Raw genomic sequence first — 16,240 nt, forward strand, 5'->3', positions numbered from 1 at the left:
TTATATATGTCTAATAAAAAATTCGATTATTTTCTTTTTATAGCAATTATGTTGCTGGTTTACGTTAAAGGGTTCTCTCAAAATAAAGAGCTTTGGTCAAAAGTTTCAGCTATAGAAAAAACGGAGCACTCTTTAGATGTAAAAACAGTAACAAAGGAATTTCAACTTTTTTCATTAGATCTTGAAAAGTTTAAAAAGACACTTCAATTTAATACTAAATCGAATATAGCAACACAGATTGTAACGTTTCCAGATGCAGAAGGAAACCTCATTAAATTTAACGTTAAAGAAAGTTCAATTTTAGATGGCGAACTGGCAAAAAAATTTCCAGCTATAAAGTCATATCATGGACAAGCAGTAGATGACAAATCTATAAGTGTACACTTTACTACGAATACATTGGGAATGTATGCTATGATTTTATCACCTGAAAAAGGAACCATGTATATTGATCCTTATACTAAAAATAGAAAAAAATATAGTGTTTACTATAAAAAAGATGTTATCAATGATCAGTCATTTGAATGTTCAACAATTGAAGAAGAAGTTACTAAAGTTAAAAGGGGTGTAAAAAAAAGTTCATCATCCGATCTAAAACTTCGTACCTTTAGATTAGCAATTGCAGCCACCGAAGAGTATTCAACGTTTCATGTTGATGCAGTTGGAGTTGGTGTTGGAAGTACAAGGATGGATTCTATCAGTGCTGTGCTTTCTGCCATAGTAGTAACCATGAATAGAGTAAACCCAATTTTTGAACGTGATGTGGCTTTAACTATGCAGTTAGTGGCTAATAATGATCAGATTATTTATTTAGAGACCGATCCTGGAACTGATCCATATACGAATGATAATGGTTCGGCCATGTTAATTCAAAATCAAAATAACTTAAATAGTAGTATCGGCTCTGCTAATTATGATATAGGGCATGTCTTTAGTACAGGTGGAGGAGGTGTTGCTGTTTTAGCTTCAGTTTGTACTACTAACAAAGCAAAAGGAGTTACCGGTTATGAATTACCTGCAGGCGATAGTTTTAATGTTGATTATGTAGCTCATGAAATGGGGCATCAATTTGGAGCCCATCATATCTTCAATGGTAATTTAGGTAATAATTGTGATAATGCTAATAGGAATAACGATACTGCTGTCGAGCCTGGTAGTGGGTCAACATTAATGGGATACGCAGGTATTTGTGGTCCTCAACAAAATATTCAAAGCAATAGTGATAGTTACTTTAATATTGTAAGTATTGATGAAATTTATACTAATATAATTAGTGGGGCGGCACAATGTGCTGCAGTTTCTAATTTTGTATTTAATTTGAACGTTCCAACTGCAAATGCGGGTAGTGATTATGTTATACCAAAGTCCACTCCATTTGTTTTAACAGGTCAGGGTTCAGATGCAGATGGTGATGTATTAACATATAATTGGGAACAAGTTGATAATGAGGTGAGTGGAATTTCAATTCCACCAACTTCTACACAATCTGTTGGAGCAATTTTTCGTTCATTTCCACCAGCTTTAGAATCGAAGAGGTATTTTCCTAATATACTAACATTGGCATCTGGAGGTACTTCAACTTGGGAAGTTTTACCAAGTGTTTCTAGAACTATGGAATTTGCGTTAACAGTTAGAGATAATGTTGTTGGAGAAGGTAAGGCAGTTTCAGATAATACTACAATATCGGTGAATGATGTTGCAGGTCCTTTTCTTGTTACTTCACAAAATACAACAGGGGTTTCATGGACTGAAAATGATAGTGAAATTATTACTTGGGATGTTGCAGGTACAGATGGTAATGGTATTAATGAAAGTCATGTGAATATTTTATTGTCGTTAGATGGTGGACTCACTTTTCCAACAGTTTTGGTTGCCAATACTCCTAATGATGGGAGTGAAAGTATTATTGTGCCAAATACACCTTCACCTAATGTGAGAATAATGGTGCAAGCTGTAGCTAATATTTTCTTTGCTATCAATAACGAAAATATTTCTATTGGGTCTTTTCAAACTTCGTGTACAACGTATCAATCTGCTGATATTCCAAAATCTATTCCTGATGCAAATACAGCGGGAGTGGTTTCTACAATAAATGTACCTAGTAATTTTTTGGTTTCCGATGTCAATGTATCTTTAAATATTTCGCATTCATGGTTGTGGGATTTACAAATTTTTTTAAAAGCACCTAACGGAACAGAAATATTGATTTATGACAGAACTTGTGGTTCTTCAGGGCAGCAAAGACAGAGCATAGATGCTACTTTTGATGATGAAGCAATTTCATTTGCGTGTAATAATGCTTCACCAGCAATTTCTGGAATTACGAAGTCGGAAAATTTATTATCTGCCTTTAATGGAATATCGTCAATAGGAACATGGCAGTTGAAAGTTGTAGATAATTCTCACGGAGATGTTGGTATACTCAACAATTGGTCTTTAGAACTGTGTCAAACAAATCAAACTGTTGGTGTTGATGAATATGGTTTTAATGAGTTTGTAGTATATCCAAATCCTTTTAATAATCAAGTACAATTATCATTTCAGACAAATTCTTTTGATGATGTGTTAATTTCATTATATGACATTTATGGTAGACAAGTTTTAACAAGGAATTATACAAATCAAACGACAACTTTTAATAAGTCTCTAGAATTCAAACATATATCTTCAGGTGTTTATGTTTTAAAAATCCAAAAAGGAAAAGTTAGAACTTCAAAAAAAATCATAAAATATTGATTTAATAAAAAAATGCTCTTAAAATTTTGAATTTCGTAATATTTATTTAAAAAATATTGTATTTTGCGACAATATTAACTCAAATTGATTATATTATGAATAAGTATTTTGCTCTTGCATTTTCTTTCTTGTTTGTCACTTTTATTGGAGCCCAAACTGTGGTTTCTGGTACAGTAACAGATTCTAACGGAGACCCCGTTCCGGGTGCTAATATTATTGTAGTAGGTTCTACTATTGGAACAGCTACCGATTTTGATGGTCTATACACTTTAAAAGTAGATCAATCACCACCATTTTCTATTCAAGCTAGTTTTTTAGGTTTAGAGTCAGTTACTGCTGAAGTCACTAAGGCAACTCAGACATTGGATTTTATGCTTAATGAAAGTAATCAACTTGATGAAGTTGTGATTTCTGCCTCTAGAACACCAGAGCGTATTCTTGAATCTCCAGTTACTATAGAACGTATGGATGCTAGAGATATTAAGAACACATCTTCAGAAAGTTTCTATAATGGATTAGAAAATATGAAAGGCGTAGATGTAAGTACGAGTAGTTTAACATTTAAATCTATTAATACTAGAGGTTTTGCTACAATAGCAAATACCCGTTTTATGCAGTTGGTAGACGGAATGGATAACTCTTCGCCAGCTTTAAATTTTGCATTGGGTAATTTACTTGGTATGTCTGAATTAGACATTAATACAGTTGAATTATTACCGGGAGCATCGTCTGCATTATATGGTGCAAATGCTTTTAATGGTGTGCTTTTTATGACAAGTAAAAGTCCTTTTGATGATGCAGGTATAAGTACTTATTTTAAAACGGGACTTACCATGCAAGATGCTGCAGGAGATAATCCTTATTATGATCTTGGTATTAGAGCTGCCTATAAATTTAGTGAAAAATTTGCTGCAAAGGCAACACTATCTTATTTACAAGGAACGGAATGGTATGCTACAGATTACAATCAATATATTGATGCTGGAGCTGGTAATCCGGATACGGTTATATCTTCTGTTGGTAATGCCACATCGTTTGATCAAGCAAATATCTATGGTGATGAGGTTGCTGTGCCAATTGATTTTGAAGCTGCTGCTTTAGGGGCAGGGTTTCCAGCATCAGTGGCTGCTGCCTTAGGTGAACAAACTATTTCTAGAACAGGTTATAAAGAGTCTGACTTAACCGATTATGAAGCGGAGAGTGTAAAGGCTAGTTTTGCCTTTCATTACAGACCTTTTGCAAATGATTTAGAACTAATTTATAACGCAAAATTTGGAATAGGAAATACGATTTATCAAGGAGCAAACAGATATAATATCAATAATTTCTTTATGCAACAACATAAAATTGAAATAAGAAACGATAATTTCTTTATTAGAGGTTACGTTACTGATGAAGATGCTGGAGATTCTTATGATATGAGGTTTGCGGGTATTAATATGAACAAGGCCAATGCCACACAATGGTTTGGTGCTTATGCTCAAACGTTTTTAGGAGCTATTGCTCAGGGTTCAACACAAGATGCTGCACATGCAGGAGCGAGACAGTTTGCTGATGCAAATGTTACTTTACAGCCAGGAACACCTGAATTTAAAGCTCAATTTGACGCTATTACTTCTGATCCAGACTTAAACACTGGAGCCAAATTTCAAGATCAAACAAAATTGTATCATGCAGATGGAAATTATAACTTTCATAATCTAATTGATTTTGCTGAAATTCAGGTTGGTGGGTCATACAGAGAATATGTTTTAAATTCTAATGGAACTATCTTTACTGATTATGATGGGGCAATTCATTATGATGAATATGGTGCATATATGCAAGTTCAAAAAAAATTAATTGATGATAGATTGAAACTGACGGGTTCAATTAGATATGACAAAGCACAAAATTTTGATGGAAATGTTTCTCCAAGAATTTCTGTTTCTTACTCGTTAGGTGAAGGTAAAACTAGAAACTTAAGGTTTTCATATCAAACAGGATTTAGAAACCCAACGACACAAGATCAATATATAGGCTTAGATGCTGGTCAAGCAATATTAATTGGTTCTGCTCCTGATAATTTAGATAGATATACTTCTAAACCATTAGATAATAGTCCAACAGCTCAATTCTTAGGTTTTCCAGCAACAGTGCAGTTGAGTGGTAGAGCCGCTTATGAAAATTCATTTACTTTAGCATCTTTACAAGCTTTTGGAGCGAGTGCAGCACAAGGTTCACCTAATCCTGCATTATTAAAGGTTGCTGATTTTGAATATGTACAGCCAGAAACAGTTCAAGCTTTTGAATTAGGGTATAGAGCTGGTTTTGGTAAATTAATGTTAGATGCAAGTGCCTATTATAATAAATATGATGATTTTATTGGTAATAAAACAGTAGTTTCACCTCATTATGGAAGTGTAAACTTAGCTTCAGATATTACAAATTTACCACCTCAATTTGGAGGTCCCACACCAACTGCTTTAATAGCTATTGGCAATGGCGATTACCAACCATTTCAAGTGTATACGAATTCAGAAGCAGATATATCATCATACGGTGCTACTATAGGAGTCAATACAAAAGTTTTTGGTTCTTTTGATTTTGGAATTAACTATACATTTGCTAAATTTGATTTTGATCAGGATACTGATCCAGATTATGAAGCCGGATTTAATACGCCTGAGCATAAGGTGAAAGTTGGTTTTGGAAATACAAGTTTATTTAAAAACTTTGGTTTTAAAGTTGATTATAGGTGGAGTGATGAGTTTTTATGGGAATCAACTTTTGCAGATGCTATTATAGAGGCTAGAAGTGTTGTAGATGCTCAAATTAACTATACTGTTCCTCGTATGAAATCAACATTTAAATTAGGAGGAACTAATATTGGAGGTAAAGAATTTAGAAGTGCTCCTGGCACAGGATCTCTTGGTTCTATGTATTATGTTTCTTGGGTAATTAATTTATAATAATTGAGAAATATTTTTAAAAACCTCACTTTTTAGTGAGGTTTTTTTTTAGTATCTAATAAGTACTGATAATCAAAGTGCTATGATTTAAAAATTATTTAAAAAAACACTTTTAGAATAAGTATAAATAATTTACCTTTGCACTTCGTAAAAACGAGAATATATTGCGTTCCTTATATAGGGTTAATTAATTGCAATAATTTCGAATTAAATTGAAACCAAAATAATTATAAATAATGGCTAAAGTTACAGGTAAAGTTGCTCAAATTATTGGTCCAGTAATAGATGTTGAATTTTTGACTGAATCTGACCTTCCTAGAATTCATGATTCTTTAGAGATTCACAGAAAAGACGGGTCAATACTAGTACTAGAAGTTGAACAACATGTTGGACAAGATACTGTTCGTTGTATTGCAATGGATTCTACTGATGGTTTAAGTAGAGGTTATGAAGTTATTGCAACGGGTAATCCTATTCAAATGCCTATTGGTGATGATATTTATGGACGATTGTTTAATGTAACTGGAAATGCTATTGACGGATTAGGTGATTTGCCTAAAGAAGGAAAAAATGGTTTATCTATTCACCGTAAAGCACCAAAATTTGATGAATTATCAACTTCAACAGAAGTTTTATTTACAGGTATCAAAGTAATTGATTTAATTGAGCCTTATGCAAAAGGAGGTAAGATTGGTTTATTTGGTGGAGCAGGAGTTGGTAAAACAGTATTGTTAATGGAGTTAATTAATAATATTGCTAAAGGACATGGTGGACTTTCAGTTTTTGCCGGTGTAGGTGAAAGAACTAGAGAAGGAAACGATTTACTGCGTGAGATGCTTGAGTCTGGTATTATTAAATATGGTGATGACTTTATGCATTCTATGGAAGAAGGCGGATGGGATTTATCTAAAGTAGATAAAAAAGGAATGAGAGAATCAAAAGCGACTTTCGTTTTTGGACAAATGAACGAACCACCTGGAGCACGTGCACGTGTAGCCTTATCAGGTTTAACCATTGCTGAATATTTCCGTGATGGAGCAGGAGATGGTCAAGGTAAAGATGTACTATTCTTTGTAGATAATATTTTCCGTTTTACACAAGCGGGTTCTGAGGTTTCGGCTTTATTAGGACGTATGCCATCGGCGGTAGGTTATCAACCAACCTTAGCAACTGAAATGGGAGCTATGCAAGAGCGTATTACTTCAACAAAAACAGGTTCTATTACTTCTGTACAAGCAGTATATGTACCTGCAGATGATTTAACAGATCCAGCACCAGCAACAACGTTTGCTCACTTAGATGCAACGACAGTACTTTCTCGTAAAATTTCTGAATTAGGTATTTATCCTGCGGTTGATCCGTTAGATTCTACATCAAGAATTTTAAATGTTGAGACGTTAGGTCAAGAACATTATGATTGTGCACAAAATGTAAAAGAATTATTACAACGTTATAAAGAATTACAAGATATCATCGCTATTTTAGGGATGGAAGAATTAAGTGAAGAAGATAAATTGGTTGTACACAGAGCACGTAGAACACAACGATTCTTATCTCAACCTTTCCACGTAGCAGAACAGTTTACTGGTATTCCAGGTGTTTTGGTTGATATAAAAGATACTATAAAAGGTTTTAATATGATTATGGATGGTGAACTAGATCGTTTTCCAGAATCTGCTTTTAACTTAAAAGGTTCTATACAAGAAGCTATTGAAGCTGGTGAGAAAATGTTGGCAGAAGAAGCTTAGACTAAAGATTAAAACATCATGAAATTAGAAATAGTAAGTCCAGAAGCAGTTATATTTAATGCGAATGTTGATTCGGTATCTGTACCTGGAATTAATGGTGAATTTCAAATGCTTGAGAATCACGCACCAATCGTTTCTTTATTAATTGAAGGCGTTGTAAAAGTACATACACATACGCAAGATCATGAAGAGTTTAGCGATTTATCAGGAAAATTAACAAAACATCCTGATGATGATAAAATTTTAATATTTCCTATAAAATCAGGAACTATTGAATTGAAAGATAACAACGTAATTATTTTAGCTGATTAATTCAATTATCTAAAATTAATATTCTATAAGAATTTTAAAACCTCAATGCTTATTTCGTTGAGGTTTTTTTTGTTAACCTACCTCTCAATACTCAGAAATATTCAACTTTTTTAACCATCAACAGATGTAAAGTTCAATCGTTTATTGTCAATTTTTATTCATTAAATTGAAAATAGTAAAGGAGGCTTAAAATTTCTATGAACGTTATCCGATACTTATCACTACTATTTCAAAATTAAAAAATGAGAATAATACTAAAGTTAGTAATCATTGCCTTTTCCTATGGTTACTGTAGATGGATAGTTAAACCGCTTCTCATGCATATAGCTTTTGGTAAAACACAAAATGAATTACCACGCAATCCATGGGCTTTTTAAAAGTTAGTAAATTTGAGCGAAGATGACAGGTAAAGGTTCTCTAACATTTTCTTATCTAAACTCCGTAAAAAAATTGAAAAGAGTTAGAGAATAGTCAGAAAACACGATGCTAATAAAGAATAATTTATGAGTTAGATATCATAAAAAATGCCGCTCAAATTTTGAGCGGCATTTTTTTATTATAATTTTTTGTACCTAAACATTACTTAAATAAATGCCTGTAGATATCATTACCATTAGCGAAAAGGAGTAATGCTATTAAAAAGATAAATCCGGCTATCTGAGCATACTCTAAAAATTTGTCACTTGGCTTTCTTCCTGAAATCATTTCATACAATGTAAAGACTACATGACCTCCATCTAAAGCTGGTATTGGTAATAAATTCATAACCCCTAACATTATAGATAAAAAGGCTGTAATACTTAAAAATGTTTGCCAATCCCAAGTTGAAGGAAAAATACTCCCAATAGAGATGAATCCGCCCAATCCTTTGTAAGCACCAGTACTTGGGTTAAATATTTTTTTAAGTTGTTTTAAATAGCTCGAAAACGTTGTCCAAGCCTTATTCATACCAGCGGGTATAGCTTCGATAAACGTGTACGTTTTGGTTTCGAATTTATAATACCCTAATTTTTCCATATCACTTTGAGGCATCATCGCTAGTTGTACTCCAATTTTACCATCATTATCTAAGGTTACATCAATATCTTCTGTACTGTTGTCTCGTTTAACGGTAAGCGTAACTTTTTCATTTTTATGTTTACTGAATTCAGCATCAACCTCATCAAAGTATTTGATAGGTCTTTTATTAATAGCTACAACAATGTCTTTTGGTTGTAAACCACTATTTGCATTTTGCAAGGTGTCAATAACTTTACCTATAAAAAAAGGTATTCTTGGAGATAAAAAATTGGCATCTTCTTTTTCTCCATCAACTAATTTGGAGATGAAATCAACCGGAATATCTTTCTCAATTACTTCACCATTTCTTTCTATCGTATACGCATTTCCGTTTATAAATTCTAGAAAAAGATCGCGGAATTTTTGAATTTTTTCACCATCAATGGTTAGTATTTTATCTCCGGTTTGTAAGCCAAGTTCTTCACCCAACTCATTTTGTACCCAAACACCATCTGTTAAATTCTCATTTGGTAAATATTGTTCACCCCAAATGTTCATCATTAGAATGTATATAAAGATTCCCAATAAAAAATTTACCGTAACACCACCTAACATTATAATTAAACGTTGCCAAGCTGGTTTTGATCTGAACTCCCAAGGTTTGGGTTCCTCTTTCATTTGGTCAGTATCCATACTTTCATCTATCATACCAGATATTTTTACATATCCACCAAGAGGTATCCATCCAATACCATAAACAGTTTCACCTATTTTCTTTTTAAAAATTGAGAACTTATAATCAAAAAATAAATAGAATTTTTCTACGCGTGTTTTAAATATTTTTGCCGGTATATAGTGTCCTAATTCGTGTAGTACTATTAAAATAGATAAACTAAGAATAAATTGTGATACCTTAATGAAAATCTCCATCTGCTATATTATCGTTTTAAAAATCAGTTTGCAAATGTAAGGTTTTATAACCAATTACATAAAAGCTGCATTTTAAAATGTTTGTTAAAAATCTTGAAGTTGCAAGCAGTAAGACGGAAGTGAAAAAATGTGTTAGGTATAAGGTTTAGAAGTACAGGGAATTTGAAGTTTATATTTAAAAGATTCTTAACTGCACTGTATTTCGTTCTGAATGACAAGTGAAAACGATACTATTATAGAGTGTTTTGCGAATTCGGTGCTTTATTTTTTCGTATTTTATTGCTTACTGAAGACTGAGACTGAGGGCTGATTACAATAGCTATTCTTCCTTCAATATTGTCTTATGCAAAACACCTTGATTGGTTTCAATTTTAACTAGATGTATTCCAAAAGAAAGTGGCTTTAAATTAATGGCCAATAAAGGGTTGCTTTCTTCTAATACCAATTTACCTAACATGTTGTAGATAGATACTTTTTCTACAATAGCATCACTAGCATTCTGAATGTTTAAAGAATTCTTAGCAGGGTTTGGGTAAATTGAAATGTTTGTACTCAAAACTTCTTGATCTACACCGTTTTTTACCGTATTGTTTTGGCTTATTATATGATGTTCCGGATCTACTTCAACCGTATCAATTATAAAAGGTATTTTACCTGTAAAACTTTGTTTATTTTCAGAAAGTTTAAGTCTAATTATTTGTGAATCACCATTTTTATTACTCACTTTGATAGGGATTGGCATTTCAAAAAATGATACTGATGGGTCTGATTGGGTTTGTGACGCAACAATTGTTATTTCATTATTTTTTCCATTTTGAAACCAACTGATTTCGTAAGAGGGAAAACCTTTACCTACAGTCCAGTCATTAAAGAAGTCGGATAAATCTTCGCCTGTTTGTACCTCTAAAGAGAGTTGAAAATCTTTTATTGAAGCTGCTGATTTATTATCATTCATTTCTAATAAATACGCGTCAATACCATTTATATAGTTTTCATGGCCTAACTTATAGTTGAGCATATGCAAAACCATAGCAGTTTTTAAAAAACTAGGTTCTCTATAACTTTCAGATGTGATTTTTTCAATGGTCGTTTTTCGCCAATTAGCATCTTTAATTTCTAAGGTTGTTGCAACCTCATCTTCAGGAATTGAAATCAGTTCCTGCAAATAGGCATCATGTATATTCATGTTTTCTTGACTGAATAAAAAACATGAAAAAATTAATAGAATTAGGGGTAATTTTTTCTTCATAAGCAATAACTTTGCAAAGGATAGGGGAAATGCAAAGTCACCCCAAATATATAAAAAAAATGCTATGGATTTAATATTCTTTAAAAAATCACTTCCATCGGTTATCAGAATAGGCGTTTTATTTGTTGTGCTTGTAATTATCGGCTACTTTTTAATGGTTCCTAAAAAAAGATTGCCAATTTATAATCCTGCTGATGTTAATCCACTATTGGTTGATGATTCTGTAAAGCATATTAAATACAATCATAAAATAGTTGATTTCCAATTAACAAATCAAAATGGAGAAACAATTACAGAACAAGATTATAAAGATAAAATTTATGTAGCAGATTTTTTTTTTACGAGATGTCAAACCATATGCCCAATTATGACTACAAATATGGTAGACCTTCAAACTTTTTTTAAAAATGATAGTACGGTGAAATTTTTATCACATTCTGTGACGCCTGTTATTGATAGTATACCAATTTTAAGAGCTTATGCAGATAAAAAAGGAGTGATTGATGGGAAGTGGAATTTGGTTACTGGGAACAAAAAACAAATTTATAATTTAGCTAGAAAGTCATATTTTGCGGTACTTGATGAAGGTGATGGAGGTGAACAAGATTTTATTCATACGGAGCAATTTATCTTGATTGATAAGAAAAGGCAGATTAGAGGTTTCTATGATGGTACAAACAAAGAAGATATACAGCAAATTATAAAAGATATTCAATTATTAAAGAAAAATAATTGACATCTGTAGAATAACATTAGTTTTTAATGATATTTATCATATTGATTTATTAAAATTTACGTATTTTCGCACAGTATTTATAATCAATCTAAATAAAAATTGAGTACTACTATAGCAGATCTTATCGTTGGGGAAATCGGAGTTATTGATGATATTCCATTTGATAGCGTGCCTTTAAAGCTATTAGAAATGGGGTGCTTACCCGGAAAAGAGGTCGAATTAATGCAAATTGCACCCTTAAAAGATCCCTTATATATTAAAGTAAATGGTAGTCATTTGGCCATTAGAAAAGAAACGGCTTCACTTATAAAAGTTACCAAAATCAAAAACTTATGCGACATTCTGAAGTCATAAATGTAGCATTAGTAGGTAATCCTAATACCGGTAAATCACTTTTGTTTAATCAGTTAACAGGATTAAATCAAAAAGTGAGCAATTATCCGGGTGTAACTGTAGAGAAAAAAACAGGAACCTCTAAAATGCAAGGAGAAGTCTTTGCTAAAATAACAGACCTGCCTGGTACCTACAGTATAAATCCTTCAAGTTTAGATGAGAATATTGTATTACAGACCTTTATAGGTATTGATAAAAGTAATTATCCTGATGTTGTAGTAGTTGTTGCTGATGTAGAGAACTTGAAGCGGAATTTATTTTTATTTAGCCAAATTAAAGACTTAGAAATACCTGCTATTTTAGTTATCAACATGTCCGATCGAATGGAAAAAAAAGGTATTTCCATTGATATTGAATTACTTAAAAAGGAATTGAAGTCAGAAGTAGTACTCATTAGTGCTCGTAAAAGATTGGGGATTGGAAAAGTGAAACGTGCAATCGCCAACTATAAAGAGGCAAATACATTAAAAATTGCAGATATAGCTGATAGAATTGATGCACAGTTTTTTAAAGAACTAAAAGAAAAATTTGCAGATACTTCTTTATATAAAGCTTGGCTTTTAGTAACACAAAGCCAAAACCTTACTTCAATACCTCCGAAATTTAAAGACCGTATTGAGAGTTTTGAAGCTGACAAGATAAAACTCAATAAAATGCAGAATAAGGAAACGATTCTGCGGTATCAGTACATTAATCATATACTTAAAAAAACATATATAACTGATGCTGAAAAAGCTACGGGTATGCGTCATAAAATTGATAAAGTACTTACCCATAAAATTTTTGGCTATGTAATTTTTGCTCTTATATTATTGTTGATCTTTCAATCAATTTTTGATTGGGCTACTGTCCCAATGGATTTAATAGACTCCACTTTTGCCAATTTAAGTGAATGGACGAAAAATCAATTACCAGAAGGTGTATTTAGTAATTTATTAGTTGAAGGTATTATACCTGGTATTGGCGGTATCGTTATTTTTATACCTCAGATTGCCATATTATTTTTATTCATTGCAATTCTTGAAGAAACTGGCTATATGAGTAGGGTTGTTTTTTTAATGGATAAGATTATGCGTCGTTTTGGGATGAGTGGTAAAAGTGTTGTGCCATTAGTTTCTGGTACTGCGTGTGCAATCCCGGCAATTATGGCTGCAAGAAATATTGAAGGATGGAAAGAGCGTCTAGTAACCATTTTGGTTACACCTTTTACAACATGTTCTGCCCGTTTACCGGTATATGCTATTTTAATAGCTTTAATAATACCGCAACAAAGAATTTTGGGTATTTTTAGTTTACAAGGTTTAGCATTAATGTCGTTGTATTTATTGGGGTTTGTATCAGCTATTGTATCTGGTTGGTTATTGAATAAAACATTAAAAGTAAAAGGTAAAAGTTTCTTTATTATTGAAATGCCTGACTATAAAATACCTTCATTAAAAAATATAGTATTTACGGTTTTAGAAAAAACAAAAGCATTTGTGTTTGGTGCAGGAAAAATCATTTTAGCAATTTCAATTATATTATGGTTCTTAGCATCTAACGGTCCAGCTTCTTTTGATAACGCAGAAAAAATCGTTAAAAGTAAAGTTGAAAATAAGCAATTGAATCAAGATGAATTGGAAAAACAAATAGCAACCTATAAGTTAGAGAATTCATATATCGGTATTGCAGGTAAAGCAATTGAACCTGCTATAAAACCTCTAGGTTACGATTGGAAAATTGGAATTGCTCTTATAACTTCATTTGCGGCTAGAGAGGTGTTTGTAAGCACTTTGGCAACTATTTATAGTGTAGAAGATAATGAGAATACCAACACGATTAAGGAACGTATGGGGGCAGAAATAAATCAAGATACAGGAAAAAAACGATTCAATTTCCCTGTGGGAATGTCCTTATTGGTTTTTTATGCTTTTGCTATGCAATGTGTTAGTACCTTGGCTATTGTAAAAAGAGAAACAAATAGTTGGAAATGGCCATTGCTACAGCTTTTTGGCATGACGGCCTTGGCTTATTTGGCTTCTTTTATTACCTTTACTGTATTAAGTTAAATAACTATGATTCAATCTGTTTTAGTTTATGTTTTACTTGTTTTAGCCATATCTTTTTTGATAAAAAAGTACTTTTTTAAATCAAAAAAAAATAAAGGCTGTAAAAGTGATTGCGGTTGTTAAATTTTTGAAAGTACAACCTTCTCTAATTGTTTACTAATCATTTGTTTGTAAAACTCTTTTATAGCTGCATAATTTTGAGATGCTATAATTGAAGTTTTCATATTTAAAATAGATGATACTTGAAGTATATTACCGGTTACTTTACACATAAATGAATATGACCCTGAACCTTCAGGTGTAGCGTAGGCTATGGTTTCAGGTAATGATTCTATTTTATATTCTGCGGGTAATGTTAGTGTGACATTATATTTTTCTTGAAAAGGGGTGCCAAAATCAATAGGGAATTTCCTGTCATCTAATTTAAACGGATTTTCTTTTTCTGTATGAAATAGCAGTGGTGAAAAATATATTTTGTCACCAACAATTTCAACTTGGCTATCACTTTCAAAATCAAATTGATAAGAGATTGGCTTGTAAATATCATCTTTATTGTTGGCTTTAAATTCACCAATTTCAATATTATCATTATCTTTTTCAAGCTTTGCTATTAAATCATTTTCATTTTTGTTATTCTGACTAGCTCTAACATTTAAGGCCAATAACTTATTGTAACTAGATCTCTCAGTACCCGATAAAATACCTTCATCATCTATTTGGGCCATTATAAAAACCATCTCTTTTGCTACATCATTTGGAAATAGACTAACCTCACTTGAGGTTCCATTTTCTCTAACAATACGACCATTCCAATTTAAATCTCTAAGTGGTAAAACATTAGGTGTGCTGTATTTTTCAGTAGCATCTAATAGAACAATACCGGAGGTCGTTTCAACTCCTGCAATTACATAATTAAATCCTTCTTTAGTTGGAAAAAAAGGGATGCCATGATCGCGAGTACTTATTAATACAGGGTTCGCTTTTAAATTAGCTTCTCGCAACATGGCGACTAAAGTTAAATTAATTTCTGCAACATTACCCACACCATCTTTATACGCTTTTCTTACCCCATCATTGGTATATTTCGAAGTGAATTCATTCCATTTAATTTTTGATTTCACAAATTCAAAAATTTTAGTAATTTTTTCACTTTCAGGAGCAGTTAGATTAATTAATGCTGCTAAATCATCTTTGAAATATGATTTTTTATCAAGCTGTCCACCAAAATTGCTGCTTTCATAAATGGTTTTAGTAACATCTTCCCAAGTCGTGTTATAGAATTTCATCTGTGAATTGGGAAATTGAGTACTTGTTAATTCAAATTTTAATGCTGTAATATAATTATTAATATTATTAACATAAGGTTCATCTTTTAATGCAGGTACATTTTTTAATGTACATTCAATTATATTCGTTTGGTAGTCTACTTTACTTTGGCTGAACGATGCCGTTCCGTTACCAATCCGTTCTTTGTTGGTAAAAGTAATTGAAGAACGTTTAGTATCGCGTACTAAATCAACAGGGTGATAACCTTTCATTACATTTTTAAAGACAAAATACTCAGGTGTTTCTACTTTTGATTCTATATATTTAATAGGTATAAAAGACTGTAGTTCCATATCATCTATACGTGAATAATAAGGGGAGTTAATTGTATAGTCCCATTCTACAACGCAACCCTCTGTTATATTAGGCATTGTAAATTTTGAACGCTTCCAATATTCATTTACTTTTTCAACAAAAATATCTTTTTTGTTAAGTTTCGTTTTTTCTATTTTTCCATTTACTAGGTTAAAAGTATTGGCTTTAATAGAAACTTTTTCATCATCACCACCTTGGTATAAAGAAATACTTTTGGTTGCCCAATCATATCCGTCCTTATTATATATTTTTATACGCTCATGAATGTCTGTAATTAAGTAAAACCCTTCACCTTGAGTATACTCAATATGCGATCTTCTTTTTTTAAACAATATTGCTGCATTAGCAGAAGAATCTAAAGGGTGAAATTTTTCAGTTAATTCTTCTTTTGTTGCTTTTCCGAATTTAGTGTCTTGTGCTATAATGGGAAAACTTAATAGTATTGCAAGTAATGTGATAATAATATTTTTCATAATTGTATTTTAATTTATTGAAAC

10 protein-coding genes are annotated in these 16,240 nt (G+C 32.0%); 7 read left to right on the forward strand and 3 right to left on the reverse strand.

All coding sequences use genetic code 11. From position 1 onward, the window contains the following. The first annotated feature begins 6 nt into the window (after positions 1–6). The 4 genes from JBL43_RS11930 to JBL43_RS11945 all read left to right on the forward strand — a co-directional run bounded on the left by JBL43_RS11930 (position 7) and on the right by JBL43_RS11945 (position 7,747). Positions 7–2,736: a T9SS type A sorting domain-containing protein gene (locus JBL43_RS11930; RefSeq protein WP_198841661.1), complete on the forward strand. Its 2,730-nt coding sequence runs from the start codon at positions 7–9 to the stop codon at positions 2,734–2,736. 95 nt (positions 2,737–2,831) lie between these two features. Beyond that, positions 2,832–5,687: a TonB-dependent receptor gene (locus JBL43_RS11935; protein WP_198841662.1), complete on the forward strand. Its 2,856-nt coding sequence runs from the start codon at positions 2,832–2,834 to the stop codon at positions 5,685–5,687. 236 nt (positions 5,688–5,923) lie between these two features. Then, the gene (gene atpD, locus JBL43_RS11940; protein WP_138951018.1) at positions 5,924–7,435 is read left to right on the forward strand and encodes a F0F1 ATP synthase subunit beta; all 1,512 of its coding nucleotides are present in this window, start codon (positions 5,924–5,926) and stop codon (positions 7,433–7,435) included. A gap of 18 nt (positions 7,436–7,453) precedes the next feature. After that, entirely contained in the window at positions 7,454–7,747 is a 294-nt protein-coding gene (locus tag JBL43_RS11945; protein WP_198841663.1) for a F0F1 ATP synthase subunit delta/epsilon, read from the forward strand. Between the two features lie 579 nt (positions 7,748–8,326). Here the strand turns inward: JBL43_RS11945 and rseP are convergent. Beyond that, positions 8,327–9,676 carry an RIP metalloprotease RseP gene (rseP, locus tag JBL43_RS11950; protein ID WP_198841664.1) on the reverse strand — a complete coding sequence of 450 codons (1,350 nt, stop codon included), beginning with the start codon at positions 9,674–9,676 and terminating at the stop codon, positions 8,327–8,329. A 319-nt stretch (positions 9,677–9,995) separates the two neighbouring features. Next, positions 9,996–10,925 carry a T9SS type A sorting domain-containing protein gene (locus JBL43_RS11955; RefSeq protein ID WP_198841665.1) on the reverse strand — a complete coding sequence of 310 codons (930 nt, stop codon included), beginning with the start codon at positions 10,923–10,925 and terminating at the stop codon, positions 9,996–9,998. Between the two features lie 64 nt (positions 10,926–10,989). Here JBL43_RS11955 and JBL43_RS11960 point away from each other — a divergent pair, with 64 nt between their 5' ends. The 3 genes from JBL43_RS11960 to feoB all read left to right on the forward strand — a co-directional run bounded on the left by JBL43_RS11960 (position 10,990) and on the right by feoB (position 14,102). Then, on the forward strand, positions 10,990–11,661 hold the full coding sequence (locus JBL43_RS11960; protein WP_198841666.1) for an SCO family protein: 672 nt from the start codon (positions 10,990–10,992) through the stop codon (positions 11,659–11,661). Positions 11,662–11,760: 99 nt separating this feature from the next. Continuing rightward, positions 11,761–12,015 (forward strand): FeoA family protein, encoded by a 255-nt coding sequence (locus JBL43_RS11965; RefSeq protein WP_198841667.1) that lies wholly within the window; start codon positions 11,761–11,763, stop codon positions 12,013–12,015. Next, positions 11,994–14,102, forward strand: coding sequence for a ferrous iron transport protein B (feoB, locus tag JBL43_RS11970; protein ID WP_198841668.1), 2,109 nt, complete (start codon positions 11,994–11,996; stop codon positions 14,100–14,102). The genes JBL43_RS11965 and feoB overlap by 22 nt, the downstream gene beginning before the upstream one ends. A gap of 119 nt (positions 14,103–14,221) precedes the next feature. Here feoB and JBL43_RS11975 read toward each other — a convergent pair whose 3' ends face one another. Continuing rightward, positions 14,222–16,216, reverse strand: coding sequence for a DUF3858 domain-containing protein (locus JBL43_RS11975; RefSeq protein ID WP_198841669.1), 1,995 nt, complete (start codon positions 16,214–16,216; stop codon positions 14,222–14,224). Between the last annotated feature and the right edge of the window lie 24 nt (positions 16,217–16,240).

The sequence above is a fragment of the Aureibaculum flavum genome, assembly GCF_016406085.1.
Taxonomy (GTDB): domain Bacteria; phylum Bacteroidota; class Bacteroidia; order Flavobacteriales; family Flavobacteriaceae; genus Aureibaculum; species Aureibaculum flavum.

Coding starts and splice junctions, on each gene's coding strand:
- JBL43_RS11930 (WP_198841661.1), top strand. CDS start 7: ATGTCTAATAAAAAATTCGATTATTTTCTTTTTATAGCAATTATGTTG.
- JBL43_RS11935 (WP_198841662.1), top strand. CDS start 2,832: ATGAATAAGTATTTTGCTCTTGCATTTTCTTTCTTGTTTGTCACTTTT.
- atpD (WP_138951018.1), top strand. CDS start 5,924: ATGGCTAAAGTTACAGGTAAAGTTGCTCAAATTATTGGTCCAGTAATA.
- JBL43_RS11945 (WP_198841663.1), top strand. CDS start 7,454: ATGAAATTAGAAATAGTAAGTCCAGAAGCAGTTATATTTAATGCGAAT.
- rseP (WP_198841664.1), bottom strand. CDS start 9,676: ATGGAGATTTTCATTAAGGTATCACAATTTATTCTTAGTTTATCTATT.
- JBL43_RS11955 (WP_198841665.1), bottom strand. CDS start 10,925: ATGAAGAAAAAATTACCCCTAATTCTATTAATTTTTTCATGTTTTTTA.
- JBL43_RS11960 (WP_198841666.1), top strand. CDS start 10,990: ATGGATTTAATATTCTTTAAAAAATCACTTCCATCGGTTATCAGAATA.
- feoB (WP_198841668.1), top strand. CDS start 11,994: ATGCGACATTCTGAAGTCATAAATGTAGCATTAGTAGGTAATCCTAAT.
- JBL43_RS11975 (WP_198841669.1), bottom strand. CDS start 16,216: ATGAAAAATATTATTATCACATTACTTGCAATACTATTAAGTTTTCCC.